At 45.8% G+C, this 15,528-nt stretch carries 13 protein-coding genes; 7 read left to right on the forward strand and 6 right to left on the reverse strand.

Annotated features, from left to right (window positions below; genetic code table 11):
- Positions 1-271: 271 nt before the first annotated feature.
- Complete coding sequence (locus tag ACE1CM_RS01445; protein WP_374875628.1) at positions 272-970, forward strand: SnoaL-like polyketide cyclase; 699 nt, start codon at positions 272-274, stop codon at positions 968-970.
- Positions 971-1,203: 233 nt separating this feature from the next.
- On the opposite strand, the gene ACE1CM_RS01450 is transcribed toward ACE1CM_RS01445, so the two are convergent.
- On the reverse strand, positions 1,204-2,775 hold the full coding sequence (locus ACE1CM_RS01450) for a CapA family protein (RefSeq protein ID WP_374875629.1): 1,572 nt from the start codon (positions 2,773-2,775) through the stop codon (positions 1,204-1,206).
- Between the two features lie 103 nt (positions 2,776-2,878).
- Between ACE1CM_RS01450 and rfbB the strand changes: the two genes are divergently transcribed.
- Positions 2,879-3,964: a dTDP-glucose 4,6-dehydratase gene (gene rfbB / locus ACE1CM_RS01455; RefSeq protein ID WP_374875630.1), complete on the forward strand. Its 1,086-nt coding sequence runs from the start codon at positions 2,879-2,881 to the stop codon at positions 3,962-3,964.
- A gap of 690 nt (positions 3,965-4,654) precedes the next feature.
- Here rfbB and ACE1CM_RS01460 read toward each other — a convergent pair.
- The 4 genes from ACE1CM_RS01460 to rpaB form a co-directional block, all read right to left on the reverse strand.
- Positions 4,655-5,236, reverse strand: a complete 582-nt coding sequence (locus ACE1CM_RS01460; RefSeq protein ID WP_374875639.1) for a Uma2 family endonuclease — start codon at positions 5,234-5,236, stop codon at positions 4,655-4,657.
- Between the two features lie 16 nt (positions 5,237-5,252).
- Positions 5,253-5,792: a DUF456 domain-containing protein gene (locus ACE1CM_RS01465; protein WP_374875631.1), complete on the reverse strand. Its 540-nt coding sequence runs from the start codon at positions 5,790-5,792 to the stop codon at positions 5,253-5,255.
- A gap of 217 nt (positions 5,793-6,009) precedes the next feature.
- Positions 6,010-6,672, reverse strand: coding sequence for a cofactor assembly of complex C subunit B (locus tag ACE1CM_RS01470; RefSeq protein WP_374875632.1), 663 nt, complete (start codon positions 6,670-6,672; stop codon positions 6,010-6,012).
- Between the two features lie 110 nt (positions 6,673-6,782).
- Positions 6,783-7,517, reverse strand: a complete 735-nt coding sequence (gene rpaB / locus ACE1CM_RS01475) for a response regulator transcription factor RpaB (protein WP_226577395.1) — start codon at positions 7,515-7,517, stop codon at positions 6,783-6,785.
- Positions 7,518-7,686: 169 nt separating this feature from the next.
- Here rpaB and radA point away from each other — a divergent pair, with 169 nt between their 5' ends.
- The 5 genes from radA to ACE1CM_RS01500 all read left to right on the forward strand — a co-directional run bounded on the left by radA (position 7,687) and on the right by ACE1CM_RS01500 (position 14,278).
- A complete protein-coding gene (gene radA, locus ACE1CM_RS01480; protein ID WP_374875633.1) occupies positions 7,687-9,210 on the forward strand; it encodes a DNA repair protein RadA in 1,524 nt (507 codons plus the stop codon).
- Between the two features lie 138 nt (positions 9,211-9,348).
- Entirely contained in the window at positions 9,349-10,503 is a 1,155-nt protein-coding gene (locus ACE1CM_RS01485) for a glycosyltransferase (RefSeq protein WP_374875634.1), read from the forward strand.
- Positions 10,504-10,588: 85 nt separating this feature from the next.
- Entirely contained in the window at positions 10,589-11,716 is a 1,128-nt protein-coding gene (locus ACE1CM_RS01490; protein ID WP_374875635.1) for a glycosyltransferase, read from the forward strand.
- Positions 11,717-11,718: 2 nt separating this feature from the next.
- Positions 11,719-12,831: a glycosyltransferase gene (locus ACE1CM_RS01495; RefSeq protein WP_374875636.1), complete on the forward strand. Its 1,113-nt coding sequence runs from the start codon at positions 11,719-11,721 to the stop codon at positions 12,829-12,831.
- Positions 12,832-13,045: 214 nt separating this feature from the next.
- Entirely contained in the window at positions 13,046-14,278 is a 1,233-nt protein-coding gene (locus ACE1CM_RS01500; protein ID WP_374875637.1) for a glycosyltransferase family 4 protein, read from the forward strand.
- Positions 14,279-14,329: 51 nt separating this feature from the next.
- Here the strand turns inward: ACE1CM_RS01500 and ACE1CM_RS01505 are convergent, their stop codons facing one another.
- Entirely contained in the window at positions 14,330-15,196 is an 867-nt protein-coding gene (locus tag ACE1CM_RS01505) for an LPS biosynthesis glycosyltransferase (protein ID WP_374875638.1), read from the reverse strand.
- Positions 15,197-15,528 lie beyond the last annotated feature (332 nt).

Genomic DNA, 15,528 nt, shown 5'->3' on the forward strand with positions numbered 1-15,528 from the left:
GCAAAGATGATAGGAAGAAACCCGGTTTCTCTGCCACATCCTCGGTTTGCTAGGGAAATATCCCAGCAAGAAACCCGGTTTCTTTCCCAGATCCTCGGTTTGGCAAGCAAAGATGATAGGAAGAAATTGGTTTTCTAGTAAAAAATTAGGTAAGAATAATAGCTGTTATATTTTTTTAATTATTTACAGGTTGACAATCGTAATATTTTCAGATTTAGTTTGACTTATAAACGATTAATTCTGCTGATAATTTAAGAGGAGAATATACAAGATGTCTCAGGATGCAAATCAACCGCTTTGGATACAAGACAGAGATACAGTTATTGCACAAAGCGCAGATGCCGAGTGGCGTGATTCTAACCCTCCTGACTACAGTCGCACCAATAGCTTCCTAAAATCTGGGAGCAAATACAATCACTTAGAAGGTTCTCTAGAAGCGATTGTCCAAAATCTGGTTCGCACCTTCGAGATGGAAGCATCTTTCAAAACCAATCCCCAGCAGTGGGTGTCTGTTGTAACAGAAAAATTTCGCATGAGTACAAATGGCGGACCAGCCTACACAGCACAGGATATAGTCAATGTAGGAACTTACAATTTGTTTCTCACTGAAACAGAGCATTACAACCCAAAAGAAGAAGATTTTGAATCTTCTTACAATCTTTTCATCAATGCATTGCCTCAAGGATTTGTTTGGGAAGTTATTGAAGTTTTTTCTGGTCCTCCTAACGTGACTTTCAAGTGGCGGCATTGGGGAACTTTTACCGGAAAATATAAAGACTATGAACCTACAGGAGAAACCATAGAAATTGTGGGAATGAGCCTTGTTCGCGTCAGTGAAGATTTGAAGATTGAATCAGTAGAACACTTCTTTGATACTAATGCTTTTTTGGAAAAACTTACGGCTGGGGGGAAAATAGTTCCAGGGGAAAAGTTAGAAACAGGCTGTCCCTTTCACAATTCTGAAAGTTGATCGGAAGACTAAAGACGCGCCAGGGAATTTAAGTAATAGGTAATTGGTAAGCTGCTACGCACCTAATTTGAGAGTCAAATTTTCCCTTCTTCTTGTGGGGTGGGCATCTTGCCCGCCTCTTTATTGGATTTAAATGCGTAGTAGCTTAATAGGTAATTGGTAATTGGTTAGGAAGCTAGTTCGATACCCATTACCTATTACCCTCGTGACCACAGCTGTGCCTGGGAACGCCATTACTTATTACCAATTTTAGTTATTTTCCCATTGGTTTCAATTTTCAATGGAGTATTGGGAAAATCCAATTTAGTCAGATTGCGAATTAGCTGCACGCTACCATATCCTCGATCTGGATAAGGAATGCCTCGCCGATCGAGTTGCACTGGGATAATTCTGCCAGATTCAAAATTACCTTGCCCGTCGAGTTTAACTTCTAAAACCAGAGATTCTCCCAGGTTTCCCACAGTAGATAAGGTTCTGTATCCGATGAAATTACCTAAAGAATAGGCAATCAATTTTCCTTTATACAATTCCATCGCTCTAGGAACGTGGGGGCCGTGTCCTAACACCAAATCTGCACCGCTGTCAATCATCGTGCGGGCAAACAGAACTTTATTTCCTCGGTTTTCCCCGTAGAACATTTCCGCCCGGTTTCTCACCCGCGTCGCATCGGAACCCTCAGCCCCTGCGTGAACCGATATTACAACAATATCGGCATTTTTCTTAGCTTGTGCAACCAGGGCTTTCCCGGCGGGCAAGTTATTGATAGAATTGTGGAAACTGAGATAGCTAAACCCGATAAAAGCTACCCGAATTCCTTTGACGTTCGTGTAAAGAATTTGATTTTTCTTACCAACTGCTTTGACGCCTGCCTTTTCTATATTTCGCATCGTGTCTTCAAAACCAGTAGGCGAGAAATCAAAAGAATGATTGTTAGCAACGCTTAAAACATCAAATCCAACTTCTTTAAACAGGGTGGCATAACTGGGAGGATTGCGAAATGCGAATACCATCGCCCGACTGGTATCTTTGGCAGGTCGGGGATAGTTGGTCATCGTACTTTCAAAATTGCCAAATAAGATATCAGCGCCTTGCAGCGAGGATTTGATATTTTGAAACAGTTGTCTTTTATTTCCGGGTAGGCGATTGTTGGGATAATTAGTTCCGGGAACAATATCGCCAACGGCTTTAATTGTGATAGATGTCGCCGCCGCTGGGGAAGCAGGTGCTAAATTTTGAGCCGGTTTATTTGTCGGTGAAGGTTTGGGTGTGGATTGATTGGTTGCTGGTACGGAATTATCCTGGGTATTGGTTGCGACATTGAGTCGAGAGCTAATCGCAGCGCCTAAAGTTGCCACTGCCACCCAGATCGTACCGCCCATTACGAGTAAGGGTATTCTTTTTTTCGGTTTTGTTTTAAGCTTTTTAGGGCGACTCTTAGGCTGGGGAACGGTTGCAGGAAGGGGAGGTCGAGTCGGAGTGGGTGCAGTGCGAGGACGTCTCCTTAACTCAAACGCCTCAGTCCAAGCAGGCTTTCTTTTGTCAATGCGTTTACCGTAAACTCGGACAGAGTCAAATCCACCCGGTTTCAAACGCTTCATCCCATCGGCGACGAAGCGGACACAGGTGGAGCGCTCCGGTACTCGTTCCCCTTCCAGTACAATATGCAGGCAGCTACCCTTGCTCTTGGCGATCGCTTTCATGCCGCTGTTCCACAGTACCTCGTTAATTAAGGCGGCGATCGCACTCGCATCTCCCCGTTTTGCTTTTTCTAGCACGGTTTCCTGAGTCAAGACTTGCTGTACCACAATCCGTGTCCTCACACCAACAAACAAACTCCCCATATAATACGGCTGAAAAAACCTGAAATTATTTGGGAATCATTAAAGAGTAGCAAGGAAGGTTATAAGAATGCCTGATTCAACCTCAACAAGGATACCTCGTCGGTTGTTAGTGACTGGGGGTGCGGGTTTTATTGGTTCTAATTACGTACTTTACTGGTGCCAGCGCTACCCAGATGACCGCGTAGTAGTCCTCGACGCGCTTACCTATGCGGGAAATCGACGGACTCTGCAATCTTTGGAAGGGAAAGAGAATTTCCGGTTTGTGCAGGGGGATATATGCGATCGCGCCTTGATTGATAGTTTGTTAGAAGAAGAAGATGTGGATGCGATCGCCCACTTCGCCGCCGAATCCCACGTAGACCGTTCTATTTTAGGCCCAGGAGCCTTCGTTCAAACCAACGTCGTCGGTACTTTCACCCTCCTAGAAGCGTTCCGCCAACGCTGGGGTGCCAAAGGAAAACCCGATACCTACCGCTTCCACCACGTCTCTACAGACGAAGTATACGGCAGTCTGGGCCCTACCGACCCCGCTTTTAGCGAAACCACCCCTTATTCTCCCAACAGTCCCTATTCGGCGTCTAAAGCCGGTAGCGACCACTTAGTTAGAGCCTACCACCACACCTACGGCTTACCCACGCTAATCACAAATTGCTCTAACAATTACGGCGCTTATCAGTTTCCCGAAAAACTGATTCCCTTGATGTGCATCAACGCCTTAATTGGCAAGCAATTACCCGTTTACGGCGACGGACAAAACGTGCGCGATTGGCTGTTTGTCATCGATCATTGCACCGCTTTAGATGTAGTCCTGCATCGGGGAACACCGGGAGAAACTTATAACATCGGCGGCAATAACGAAGTGAAAAATATTGACTTAGTGCAAACTTTATGCAAGCTAATGGATGAATTAGCACCCGATTTGCCAGTGCGTCCTTGCAGTAAATTGATTACCTTTGTCAAAGATAGACCAGGACACGATCGCCGCTATGCAATTAATAGCACCAAATTGCAAACAGAATTAGGTTGGAGTCCTTCTGTTACCGTTGAACAAGGTTTGCGACAAACCGTTGAATGGTATTTGAGTAACCGGAGTTGGTGGGAACCGTTGCTATCGGAAGAGTATCAAGCTTATTATCGGAAGGTTTATGCGTAAAGTATAGATTTTGCCAATTTTTAGATCTTCTGGCGCGAGTTCCATCACCCGCCAGGGATTCAAATCCCTGGCTAATAGCTTAAGTCCACTCAAGTGGACTAACATTTTCAGGACTTACGCGCAAGTTCCCGGTTTCTACGAAAAATCGTGGCTTTGGGAACTAGAGATCAACCAAGAAACCGGGTTTCTTTTCTCGTCGTGCGTAAGTCCTGATTTTTATGCAGTCCTCTTTGAGAGGACTTTGGCTATTAGCCAGGGAATTAATTCCCTGGCGGTTTAGCGGGTATTACGAGATTTGATTATTGTTTTAGTAATAATTTTAACGATTACGATTGCGGAAAAACTTTGCCAATCTAACGATGATTTGTCACAAGAAAAAAATAATTATTATAGCGCTTCGCGCTGACGTATTTACAAATACTGAATTGAACCTCTGTGTAGGGAGCGCGTACTCTATTATTATCTGTAACTATACCAGCGCGAAGCGCTATAGTATACCTGAATGAACGGTAAACAAAGCAAACGACCCCATATCTATTAAAGTCGCAATATAATTTGCTAACTGAGAATTGTTTTCACATTCAATTTTAGTCAACGAACACCAAGTACTGGCATGACAAAATTCATCATATCTGCATCCGTAGATTCAATCTTAACTTTGCTGAGGGTGAAGTTGCTGTATGCCATTGCTTACCAAATTTTGCTCAAATCTAAAACAAATCCAGGCAAAACTGGATCGCCGCTAATCGTTTCTGGATTATCTAAACGTTCAACTTCGCACTGGGGACGATAAATATAAACTCGTCGCCGCTTACAATCTATTAGCCATCCAAGAACAGCACCGTTGTCGATATATTCTTGCATTTTGTCTTGGAGAACTGTCAAACTATCAGTGGGAGAACGCAATTCCACCAAAAAGTCAGGACAAATAGGAGCAAATCTTTCCTGCTGTTCTTCTGTTAAAGCATTCCATCTTTCTAATTTTACCCAGGAAGCATCCGGAGAACGCTCTGCACCATTGGGAAGTTTGAAACCAGTAGAAGAGTCAAAACCAATGCCAGTACCGTCAATATCTACCCAATTTGCTAACTGTTGAATTAACTTAAAATTGCTTCCACCCGTCCTACCTCCAGTTGGCAACATAATTGATAATTCTCCTTTGGCATTGCGTTCGATGCGTAAATCTCGGTTGAGTTGACAAAATTCAAAAAATTGGTCATCTGTTAGTTGAATTGCTGGATACAACTGCAATACCAAAGGAAGATTTTCCATCATCTACCAATCCCAATTAAATCTGTCCCGTCCACACCAAGGGCAAAGTTTGCCACAGGAAAATACCAAAGGCGGCGATCGCAAGTATCCCCTGAATCACCCGCCCCACAATTGTACCGACGACAATTCCTACACCGGCTTTAAACGCTTGCTCGGTTCTGGGTGCTAATTGTAACTCCCGCCTATACAGAAATTCTCCGATAAATGCTCCCAGTAAAGGCCCCATCAGGATACCCAAAATTGGCCCACCAAACGGTAGCGCTGGTAGCAAACCTAACGTTCCCACAACTAAACCTACCATTGAACCCGTCAAACCCCAATTGCTCGCACCGGCTTGCTTGACTCCCCAGTAGGTAGCGATCAAGTCAATTCCGATACTGAGGATAAAGACTGCGAGCGCTGCAATTAGGGATATTTGCACCGTACTAAAACCGTGAATTGCACCCCAAACCACGACAGAAATTAAAATCAAGCTGGAACCAGGAATGCCGGGAACAACCGCACCGACGACACCCACGAGCATCAAAACAATGAGCAGCCAGTAGAGAATCACCATAAATTTTCATGCCTTGTTTAATCAAAGTAATACAAAAAAAAGTTTTGGAATGCTTCACCTAAACGGATGAATGTCTAGGGAGAGACGAACAACTTGAGAATTTATGCCAAGAAACCGGGTTTCTTGGCGTAAGTCGTGGGTTTGTACAAAAAATCCGGTATTTGATAACTATGTATATACGAAGAAACCGGCTTTCTTTATCTTGCCGTAGAGACGTTTAATTTTCTACAACCGTTCCCGTTTCCCCTGCTTGAAGCGTCACATCTAATTTATCAGCAATTCCCGCTACCCAGTTTTCATCTTGCTGGGTATAGCTGCGAGGAGCATTCGCGCCTAAAATTAAGACGCCTTTACTGCCTATTGGTTGGCAGATGACACCCTGGGTATTTTCCGGTAAATAATCAAATTCAATTTTGCCCGGATATAGCTTCAGAGCCACTAAATAGACTGGCTTTTGCTTTTCCAGAACTCGCTGAAGAATTGCCCCAGGTGTAACTTCTTTGGATGCGCCTAAAATGCCCCGTCGTAACAAGACTTTGCCTTGATACCAAACGACGATGCTGCGCGTGACGGTATTCGTGAGTAACAGACGAGACGCCCATGCTAATTCTGCTTTTACCGTTTCTGGTAAATCAGACGCGAGTTCAAACCCCTCTTCGCCGATGAGTTGAACTGCGTCAGGCGATCGCGCCTGCACCTGTTGCCACAGCAACCCTGTTAAAATCAACAGCGCCGACAAAATGACTCCCAGCGCATCCGAACGCGCCTGAGAGTCGGTTATTTGCGGCGTCAAAAAGCGGTTCAGCATCAGCAGGGAACCTGCCAACACACCAACAACTATTGGTAACCGCCGCAACACTCGATTTGGGTCATGGGTCATGGGTCATGGGTCATTCGGGTCGATTGACGATAAGCATAGGTTGCGGGTAATTCTCACCTGATCCTCTGCTCCTCTGCTCACCCGCTCACCCGCTCACCTGCACAAGATGCCTATTTTTCGTTCTCCCCTGGCTCAATAATCCGTTGGAACAAATAGCCGGTTCCTCTGGCGGTGAGAATCAGCTCTGGATTGCTGGGATCGTCTTCCAACTTTGCCCGCAAGCGCGAGATGTGGACATCCACCACGCGGGTATCGACGTGACGCTCTGGCGTGTATCCCCAAACTTCTTGCAAAATTTCAGAACGGGAAAACGCTTCCCCCGAACGACTGACTAACAATTCCAGCAAGCTAAATTCCATACCAGTCAAACGGATGCGCTCGTCGCCTTTGTAAACTTGCCGCTTGTTTGTATCTATTTTTATATTGCCGACGTGGATCACTCCAGAACTGGGAATCCCTCCACCACCCGTCTTGTCTACCCGCCGCAAAACCGACCGGATGCGAGCTTCCAGTTCCTTGGGCGAAAACGGTTTAACAACGTAATCATCCGCCCCTAGTTCCAGTCCCGTAATCCGGTCTGCGACATCTCCCAGTGCTGTTAGCATGATAATCGGCACATCGGATTCTTTGCGTAATTCCTGACAGACGCCGTAGCCATCTAGCTTGGGCATCATCACGTCCAGAACGACTAAATCGGGATCGGCGTTGCGAAATGTTTCTAAAGCTTCTTCCCCATCGGCGGCGGTTACCACATCGTAACCAATCATCGATAGGCGAGTTTCCAGAATCCGGCGAATGCTGGCTTCGTCATCTACCACCAAAATTTTTTCTTTATGGCTTTCCAATTTGGTCAACACTCCTTAAGTCAAATTGCAAATCGTTAATTTTTAGTAGCGTGTATTAAGATCGTACTCTATCATGTCAGTTTAAGAAGCCTGAAATTCCCGCAGGTGCTGCCTTTCAAGCTTTCTTAAGCTTTAAGCGACGTGTAGATTCTTTAATTAAAATAAAGAAATGCCAAAGTCTCGAACCTCTTATGTTTGTACAGAATGCGGGGCCGAGTCTGCTCAATGGTTTGGCAAGTGTCCCGCCTGCGGGACTTACAACTCGCTAGAAGAACAAATTGTCACCCAGGTAACAAGCCATGACCGTCGCACTAATTGGCAAGGTACCACCCAGCAAAACGCTAAATCAGCAGCCAATACCCCACCTAAACCCAGGATGTCGCTCAAATTTTCCCAAATTACTGAAAAACAGCAAGAACGTTGGTCATCCGGTTACGCGGAACTGAATCGGGTACTCGGTGGCGGAGTCGTCCCCGGTTCTCTAGTACTGATTGGCGGAGATCCGGGTATTGGCAAATCAACGCTGCTGCTTCAGGTAGCCAATCGACTGGCGATGGAATACCGCATCCTCTACGTATCGGCAGAAGAGTCAGGACAGCAAGTTAAATTGAGGGCGTCTCGTTTAGGTGTGGGTATTGCTTTAACCCCCGATGCCGAGTCGGAGGAAAAACCCACCGCCACCGAGATTGTTGAGCCCAATCTCTACGTGTTACCCGAAACCGACTTAGAACAAATTTTACGCGAGTTGGAGTCGCTCAAACCAAATTTAGCCGTAATTGACAGTATCCAAACGATTTATTTACCGACTATGGCATCGGCTCCGGGTTCGGTGGCGCAGGTGCGAGAATGTACTTCGGCGCTGATGCGGCTTGCTAAAAGTGAAGATATTACGCTGCTGATTGTAGGACACGTTACCAAAGAAGGCGCGATCGCCGGCCCCAGAGTCCTCGAACACCTCGTCGATACCGTACTCTATTTTGAAGGCGATCGCTTTGCCTCTCACCGCCTCCTACGTAGTGTCAAAAATCGCTTCGGCGCTACCCACGAAATCGGTATCTTTGAAATGATCGATCGCGGCTTGCGGGAAGTCGCCAATCCTTCAGAATTATTTTTAGGCAACCGCGATGAAGCCGCCCCCGGTACGGCTATTGTCGTCGCTTGCGAAGGTACGCGCCCCCTCGTCGTCGAATTGCAAGCGTTAGTCAGTCCCACGAGTTACGCCTCGCCCCGCCGTTCAACCACGGGTGTGGATTATAACAGACTTTTGCAAATTTTAGCCGTATTAGAAAAACGAGTTGGCATACCCTTATCTAAATTAGATGCATATGTAGCTTCGGCGGGGGGTTTGAATGTAGAAGAACCGGCGGTAGATTTGGGAATAGCGATCGCAGTCGTGGCATCGTTTCGCGATCGCATTGTCGATTCCCGTACCGTTTTAATCGGCGAAGTCGGTTTAGGCGGACAAGTGCGTGCTGTCTCTCAAATGGAATTGCGCCTCAAAGAAGCAGCTAAACTCGGTTTCAAGCGCGCGATCGTTCCCAAAGGACAAAAATTCCCAGAAGATTTAGGGTTGGAAATTATACCCGTATCTAAAGTATTGGATGCAATCGTTGCCGCGATTCCCGCCCAACCCCGCTTCGGCAGCAGCGAATTAGAATCCGATCCGGCAGACGCAGACTCAGAGGAATTTTAATCTTGCTCTGTAAGGTTGGGTTTCGTTACCTCAACCCCTACATCTAGAGATGTTGCGTAATCCATGTTTAAATTGCTACTTTTACGATGCGCTAGGATTGTGTAGATTCATTTAGGTTAGCACCGGAGATTAATCAAGATGGCTAAACAGCCGCGTCGCATCGCCATGTTCCTTCGCGACTTGGGTGGGGGAGGAGCGGAAAGGGCGATGGTAAAGTTAGTACAGGGGTTTGCCCAGCAGGGACTCAAAGTAGATTTATTGATCACCAGGGCAGAAGGGCCTTACCTATCCCAGGTTCCCCCTGAAGTTAACATCATAGATCTAAAAGCTCGACAGTTTGACAAAAGTAAAACGTTAAAATTCCCCACGAGTCTTCAATCTACGGCAAGTTTGCCCAAATTGGTGAGTTACCTGCGCTCAGAACAGCCGCATGCCTTACTTTCGGCGCTGCATTATCCAAATGAAATCGCTATATTGGCTAAGCGCCTTTCTGGGGTATCAACGCGGGTAGTTGTATGCGAACAAAGTAATATTTCCGTAGAGGCAAAGCGTGTAGAGCAAGTTTCCGCCCGGTTAGCACCCTTGACGGTGAGGCTATTTTACCCTTGGGCCGATGCAATTGTGGCAGTTTCCCTTGGGGTGGCGAAAGATTTAAACAATATCACCAAACTACCTCCAGAGCGAATTCGGGTGATTCATAACCCAGTGATTACCCCCGAACTCGATGAAAAATTAAAACAACCAGTGGAACACCCTTGGTTTAATCCAGGCGAACCGCCGGTAATCTTGGGAGTAGGAAGATTAGTCGAACAAAAAGACTTTTCTACCCTGATTCGTGCTTTGGCGATTGTCAAGCGAAAGCAAACGGCTAGGTTAATGATTTTAGGCAGCGGTAGACAGCGCCAGCAACTAGAAACTTTAGCGAGGGAGTTGGGATTAGAAAATGATGTTGCTCTGCTCGGTTATACCAACAATCCTTATGCTTACATGAAAAAAGCATCTGTCTTTGCATTATCTTCCGCCTGGGAAGGATTGCCAACCGTACTCATAGAAGCAATGGCAGTAGGAACCCCCGTAGTTTCTACCAACTGCGAAAGCGGTCCTGAAGAAATTTTAGACAAAGGCAAGTACGGCGATCTAGTGCCAGTCGGAAATAGCGAAGCACTCGCACAAGCAATTCTGAAAGTATTAGGTGGCAATTTTCCGGTTGTCGATCCAGCTTGGCTGAATCAATACAAATGGGAAACCGTCATCCAACAATATCTAGACATCCTGGGTGTGTCTCCCATCTAAAATCTGAAATCTAAAATCTAAAATCCAAAATTGGGTGGATCTCCCATCTAAAATCTGAAATCTAAAATCCAAAATCCAAAATTGTATGACCGATACCCGCGTTGCCTTTTACCTCCGCCTGCTTTACGGTGGAGGAGCCGAACGAGCGATGGTAAACCTGGCGAATCACATGGCAAAACAAGGTTTAAAAGTAGATTTTGTCCTGAATAAAAAAGATGGACCTTACCTCAGCTTTGTATCGCCAGAAGTCAGAATTGTAGATCTGCAAGCGCCACAAATGCTAGGCGTTATACCCAAGCTAGCGCGTTACCTGCGGCATGAGCGTCCTGTCGCCTTGGTTTCAGCCTTGCACTTTACCAACGAAGTCGCAATATGGGCGAAATATCTGTCTGGAACCTCCACGCGCATAGTAGTTTCCGAGCATAATCATCTATCTTTGCACGCGCAACACCCAACTGGAAAACGCGATCGCTTTGCACCCCTGTTAGCCAAATTATCTTACCCTTGGGCAGATGACGTCGTCGCAGTTTCTCAGGGAGTAGCCAAAGATCTAGCAACTACAACGGGTTTACCCCAGCAGCGCATCCAAACGATCCACAACCCAATTATTAGACCAGAATTATTTGAAAAAGCCAAAGAACCCGTAGATCATCCTTGGTTTAATCCCGGAGAACCGCCGGTAATATTAGGCGCAGGTCGCTTGGTGGAACAAAAAGATTTTCCCACCCTGATCCGAGCTTTTGCCATTGTACGACAAGCCCAAGCGGCAAGATTAACAATCTTGGGCAGCGGTAAGGAAAGGGAAAAGCTCAACACCCTAGTCAAGGAATTAGGCATAGAAAACGATGTCGCTTTCTTGGGTTTTGCCCAAAACCCTTATGCCTATATGGCAAAAGCATCGGTGTTTGTTTTATCTTCGATTGAAGAAGGGTTACCCACGGTATTAATCGAAGCAATGGCAGTGGGAACTCCGGTAGTTTCTACTAACTGCGAAAGCGGCCCCGATGAGATTTTGGATAATGGCAAGTATGGGGAATTAGTACCAGTGGGAGATCCGGATGCGATCGCTATGGCGATCTTAAAAATATTATCCGGTAACGCCAAAACCGTCCCTCCCGCTTGGCTCGAACAATACACCCTCGAAACCGTCACCCAACAATATCTCGATATTTTCGGCATTCCTTTCCCTAAAAACCACCCACAAAAACCCTAACCATGCCTGAAAATACACCCGACATCGCTGTTTACCTGTACCGCCTTCTAGGGGGCGGAGCCGAACGAGTTATGGTAAACCTAATGCAAGGCTTTGTGCAGCGGGGACTGAAAATAGATTTAGTAGTGAACAAAAAAGAAGGTCCTTACTTAACCCAAGTACCATCTCAAGTCAGAATCATCGATCTCAAAGCACCAAAACCCTGGCGCAACGGTTTACCCAAACTGATGGGTTACCTGCAAAAACAGCGACCCGCAGCGCTACTAACAGCACTGCACTACAACAATGAAATAGCCATATTGGCGAAGCGCCTCGCATTTGCATCCACCCGCGTAGTCGTGTCCGAACACAATACGCTTTCCCTGCGAGCAAAACGCGAGAAAAACGAACAGAAGTCGGCACTGAGTGCAAGGCTTTTCTATCCTTTTGCCGATGCCATCGTAGCTGTTTCCCAAGGAGTTGCTAAAGACCTAGCGCTAGTCACAGGTATTCCACTAAAGCGCATCAAAACAGTCTACAACCCAGTCATTCTACCAGAATTTATCGAAAAGGCCAAACAGCCTGTAGACCACCCTTGGTTCGCCCCTGGGGAGCCTCCAGTTATTTTAGCCGTGGGCAGATTGGAGGAACAAAAAGACTTTCCTACCCTAATCAAAGCTTTTGCTATTGTCAGACAAGTACGACCCGCAAAACTGGTAATTTTAGGTCAAGGTAAACAGCAGCAAAAACTTAACGCTTTAGTAAAGGAATTAGGCATAGAAAACGATGTCGCTTTCCCTGGTTTTACCCAAAACCCCTATGCCTATATGGCAAAAGCTTCTGTGTTTGTTCTCTCTTCGATTGAAGAAGGATTGCCGACGGTGTTAATAGAAGCAATGGCGGTGGGAACTCCGGTAGTTTCTACTAACTGCGAAAGTGGCCCCTATGAGATTTTGGCTCATGGCAAGTATGGGGAATTAGTGCCAGTACGAGATTCGGATGCGATCGCAGATGCCATTTTGCGCGTTTTATCTGGTAACGCCAAATCCGTCCCTCCCGCTTGGCTGGAACAGTACACATTAGAAACCGTTACCCAACAATATCTCGACCTACTGGGAATTTCCCCCCCTGCCTAGTAACTATCTCCAGACTATCAGGAAATTGGTAATTGGTAATTGGTAATTGGTAATTGGATTCATTGGCAGTTTACTCTTGACATTTGAGCAAATCTTCCAGCGTCAACCGCAGAGCCATTTTGTCTCAACCATATTCAGGCCAAGATGATAATTGGTTTTATATGCTTCAAAACTTGCAAGATCGAGGATTGATTTAATATATAAGGAACGTCTAATGGACTATAACTCGATTCGCACCCTGTTCGTTACAAGATACCCAGCTTACCCCCCTGTAGGCGGATCTGCGTTACGCAACTGGCAGAATATCAACATCATGATGAAGTTTGGTTTAGTTGCTATTATTTCGATTTGCTTTGAAAAGCCAAGCAGTAACCCCGCTCTTCCACCAGGCATTACCATCTGTAAGAATTACTATATTGACGACCTCAAAAAACAACGATCTTTTTGGAAAAAAATTAAACATCGGCTGTGGAAGTTGCGACCCTACGGACATCCCTGGCACGCTCCATTTGATTCAGATATTGTAGCCCAGGAACTTTCCCAGGTACTGGCAAAATTTCAGCCTAATCTAGTAGTTGTTGAAGAGCTTTGGCTTTACCATTACTTCAATACAATTAAGCGTTATGGCTGTCCGATGATCTACGATGCCCACAATGTAGAGCTATCTGGAGCCCGCGACATATCGATTTCAGAGCCAAACAAGATTGATCGCCTGATGCTAAATAAAGTTGAATCTATCGAGCGTGATTTTGTCTCTAAAGCTGACCAAATATGGGTATGTAGTAAAGAAGATAATCGTTTGCTACAACAATTATACCACAATACACCACCGATTCATGTAGTTCCTAACGGACTCGATATCGCCTACTACGACGGCGTCAGGTTAGGCAATTCTGAATTAGAACCAACACCTTGGAGCATCCTTTTTACTGCTAGTTTTCAATACGAACCTAACGCAGCAGCTGCCCAAATTCTGATAGACCAAATCTACCCTCGGCTGCGGCAAAATTTCCCAAACTGTCGTCTCATGTTAGTAGGCGTAAAACCAACTCGATATATGCGGGAAGCTGCTAAGCAAGATCCTGGAATTGTCGTCACAGGTCGAGTTCCAGATGTCCGTCCCTATTTAGCAGCTGCCAGCGTTGTAGTGGTTCCTTTGCTGCAAGGTGGGGGTTCTCGCCTGAAGATATTGGAAGCCTTTGCTAGCCATCGTCCTGTCGTGAGTACAACCAAGGGTGCTGAAGGGCTGAAAGTTCGAGATGGGGAACACTTATTGATCGCAGATAAAGTTGATGAAATTGTAGCAGCCGTGCAACAGCTTTGGTCAGAGCCTTCTCTGGGTAAGAAACTAGCTGATTCTGCTTATGAACTTGTATGGGCAGAATACTCCTGGAAAGTATCTGGTCAAAGGGTGGAACAGGCAGTTCAACAATTGCTCATGACTTAACCACGACGTGGCTAGAAAGCCGGTTTCTGCTTAGAAACCGGCTTTGTTTTTCTACAGCCGCACCGATAGCTGTCTGCGAATGGCAAAACTCACCAGTCTTCCAGGTACGCTGGAATTTTTAACAACTGGTATCCGGAGAAATCGTCCCGTTACCAGACGGGCAATTCCTTTTAAACGCGCCTGAAGCCTTGCCGATAGCAATGCCATATTTCCACCTTTTTCACCTGAAGCATAGAGAGGTAAAAAAGCAAGTTTCCCATACAATACATCGGCGCGATGGGTTTTACTCAAACCGTTTTTGTAGTGTTCTAAATTGGGCAATCCTCCATGTTCGCCATAGTTGCGGAAGGGAATGTAGTTTTTTAGATTTCTGGCACGCAGGAAAGTATCTACATTAGAATCCCAAGATGAATAAGCAGTCGGTCCCTTTTTTTCGCGGATTTCTTCTGCCAATTCCATCAGGTACTCAGCGCCCTTCGACGTCACAATATAGGCAACGGTTGAAACTGAAAATCCTTCGGCGTAACCTGCTTCGGAGACGCTGTAAACCTGCGGCGCGCAGGTGTATAACCAACAAACTCCTACATTGCGACCATCGGGATTAAAGGGTAAAGGCAGCTTGCCAAAGCCCTGGACGGGGACAAAATCTGCTTCAATAATCAGAGTAGGTTTGCTTTCGGTCGCGGCTTTTTCCCAAGCTCTCCTATGGTTCATCAGGCAAAGATAACTGCGGGAATAGTTTTGATATTCTGGCTTTTGTTCCTGCCTGAGAACTTCAACTTGAAAGCCTTCTTTTGTCAAGACTTCCTCCAGCACTTGGGTTTGCTCTTTGTATGCAATAATGAAAACTTTGCTAACCCAGTCAATCATCTGGTTGGCACTGAGATTTTGATTAGAGGCAAGAGCGATGGGATTCATTTTAGGTATATGAGCGAGATCAAGTGAGCCAAATATCTATACAGCTATTAACTCAAGTTGCTAGTTACATCCCAAGGCATTGAAACCCGGTTTCTCTGAAAAATCGTGGGTTTGACAGGGAGAAATTAACGAATCAACCGGGTTTCTGGGGTAATGGGTAATTGTCAAGAGTAGACTGAGCCATGAATCCAATTACCAATTACCAATTACCAATTACCAATGTCACAACTATTCACTAGCAACTTGCGTTACTATCCTTTCCTTTCCAGACATGATACATTTTTCCCCTCTCCCAGAGGAGATAGATTGGATTGAACTATTTAAGTTTGCCC

Source organism: Microseira sp. BLCC-F43 (genome assembly GCF_041929235.1).
GTDB lineage: Bacteria > Cyanobacteriota > Cyanobacteriia > Cyanobacteriales > Aerosakkonemataceae > Microseira.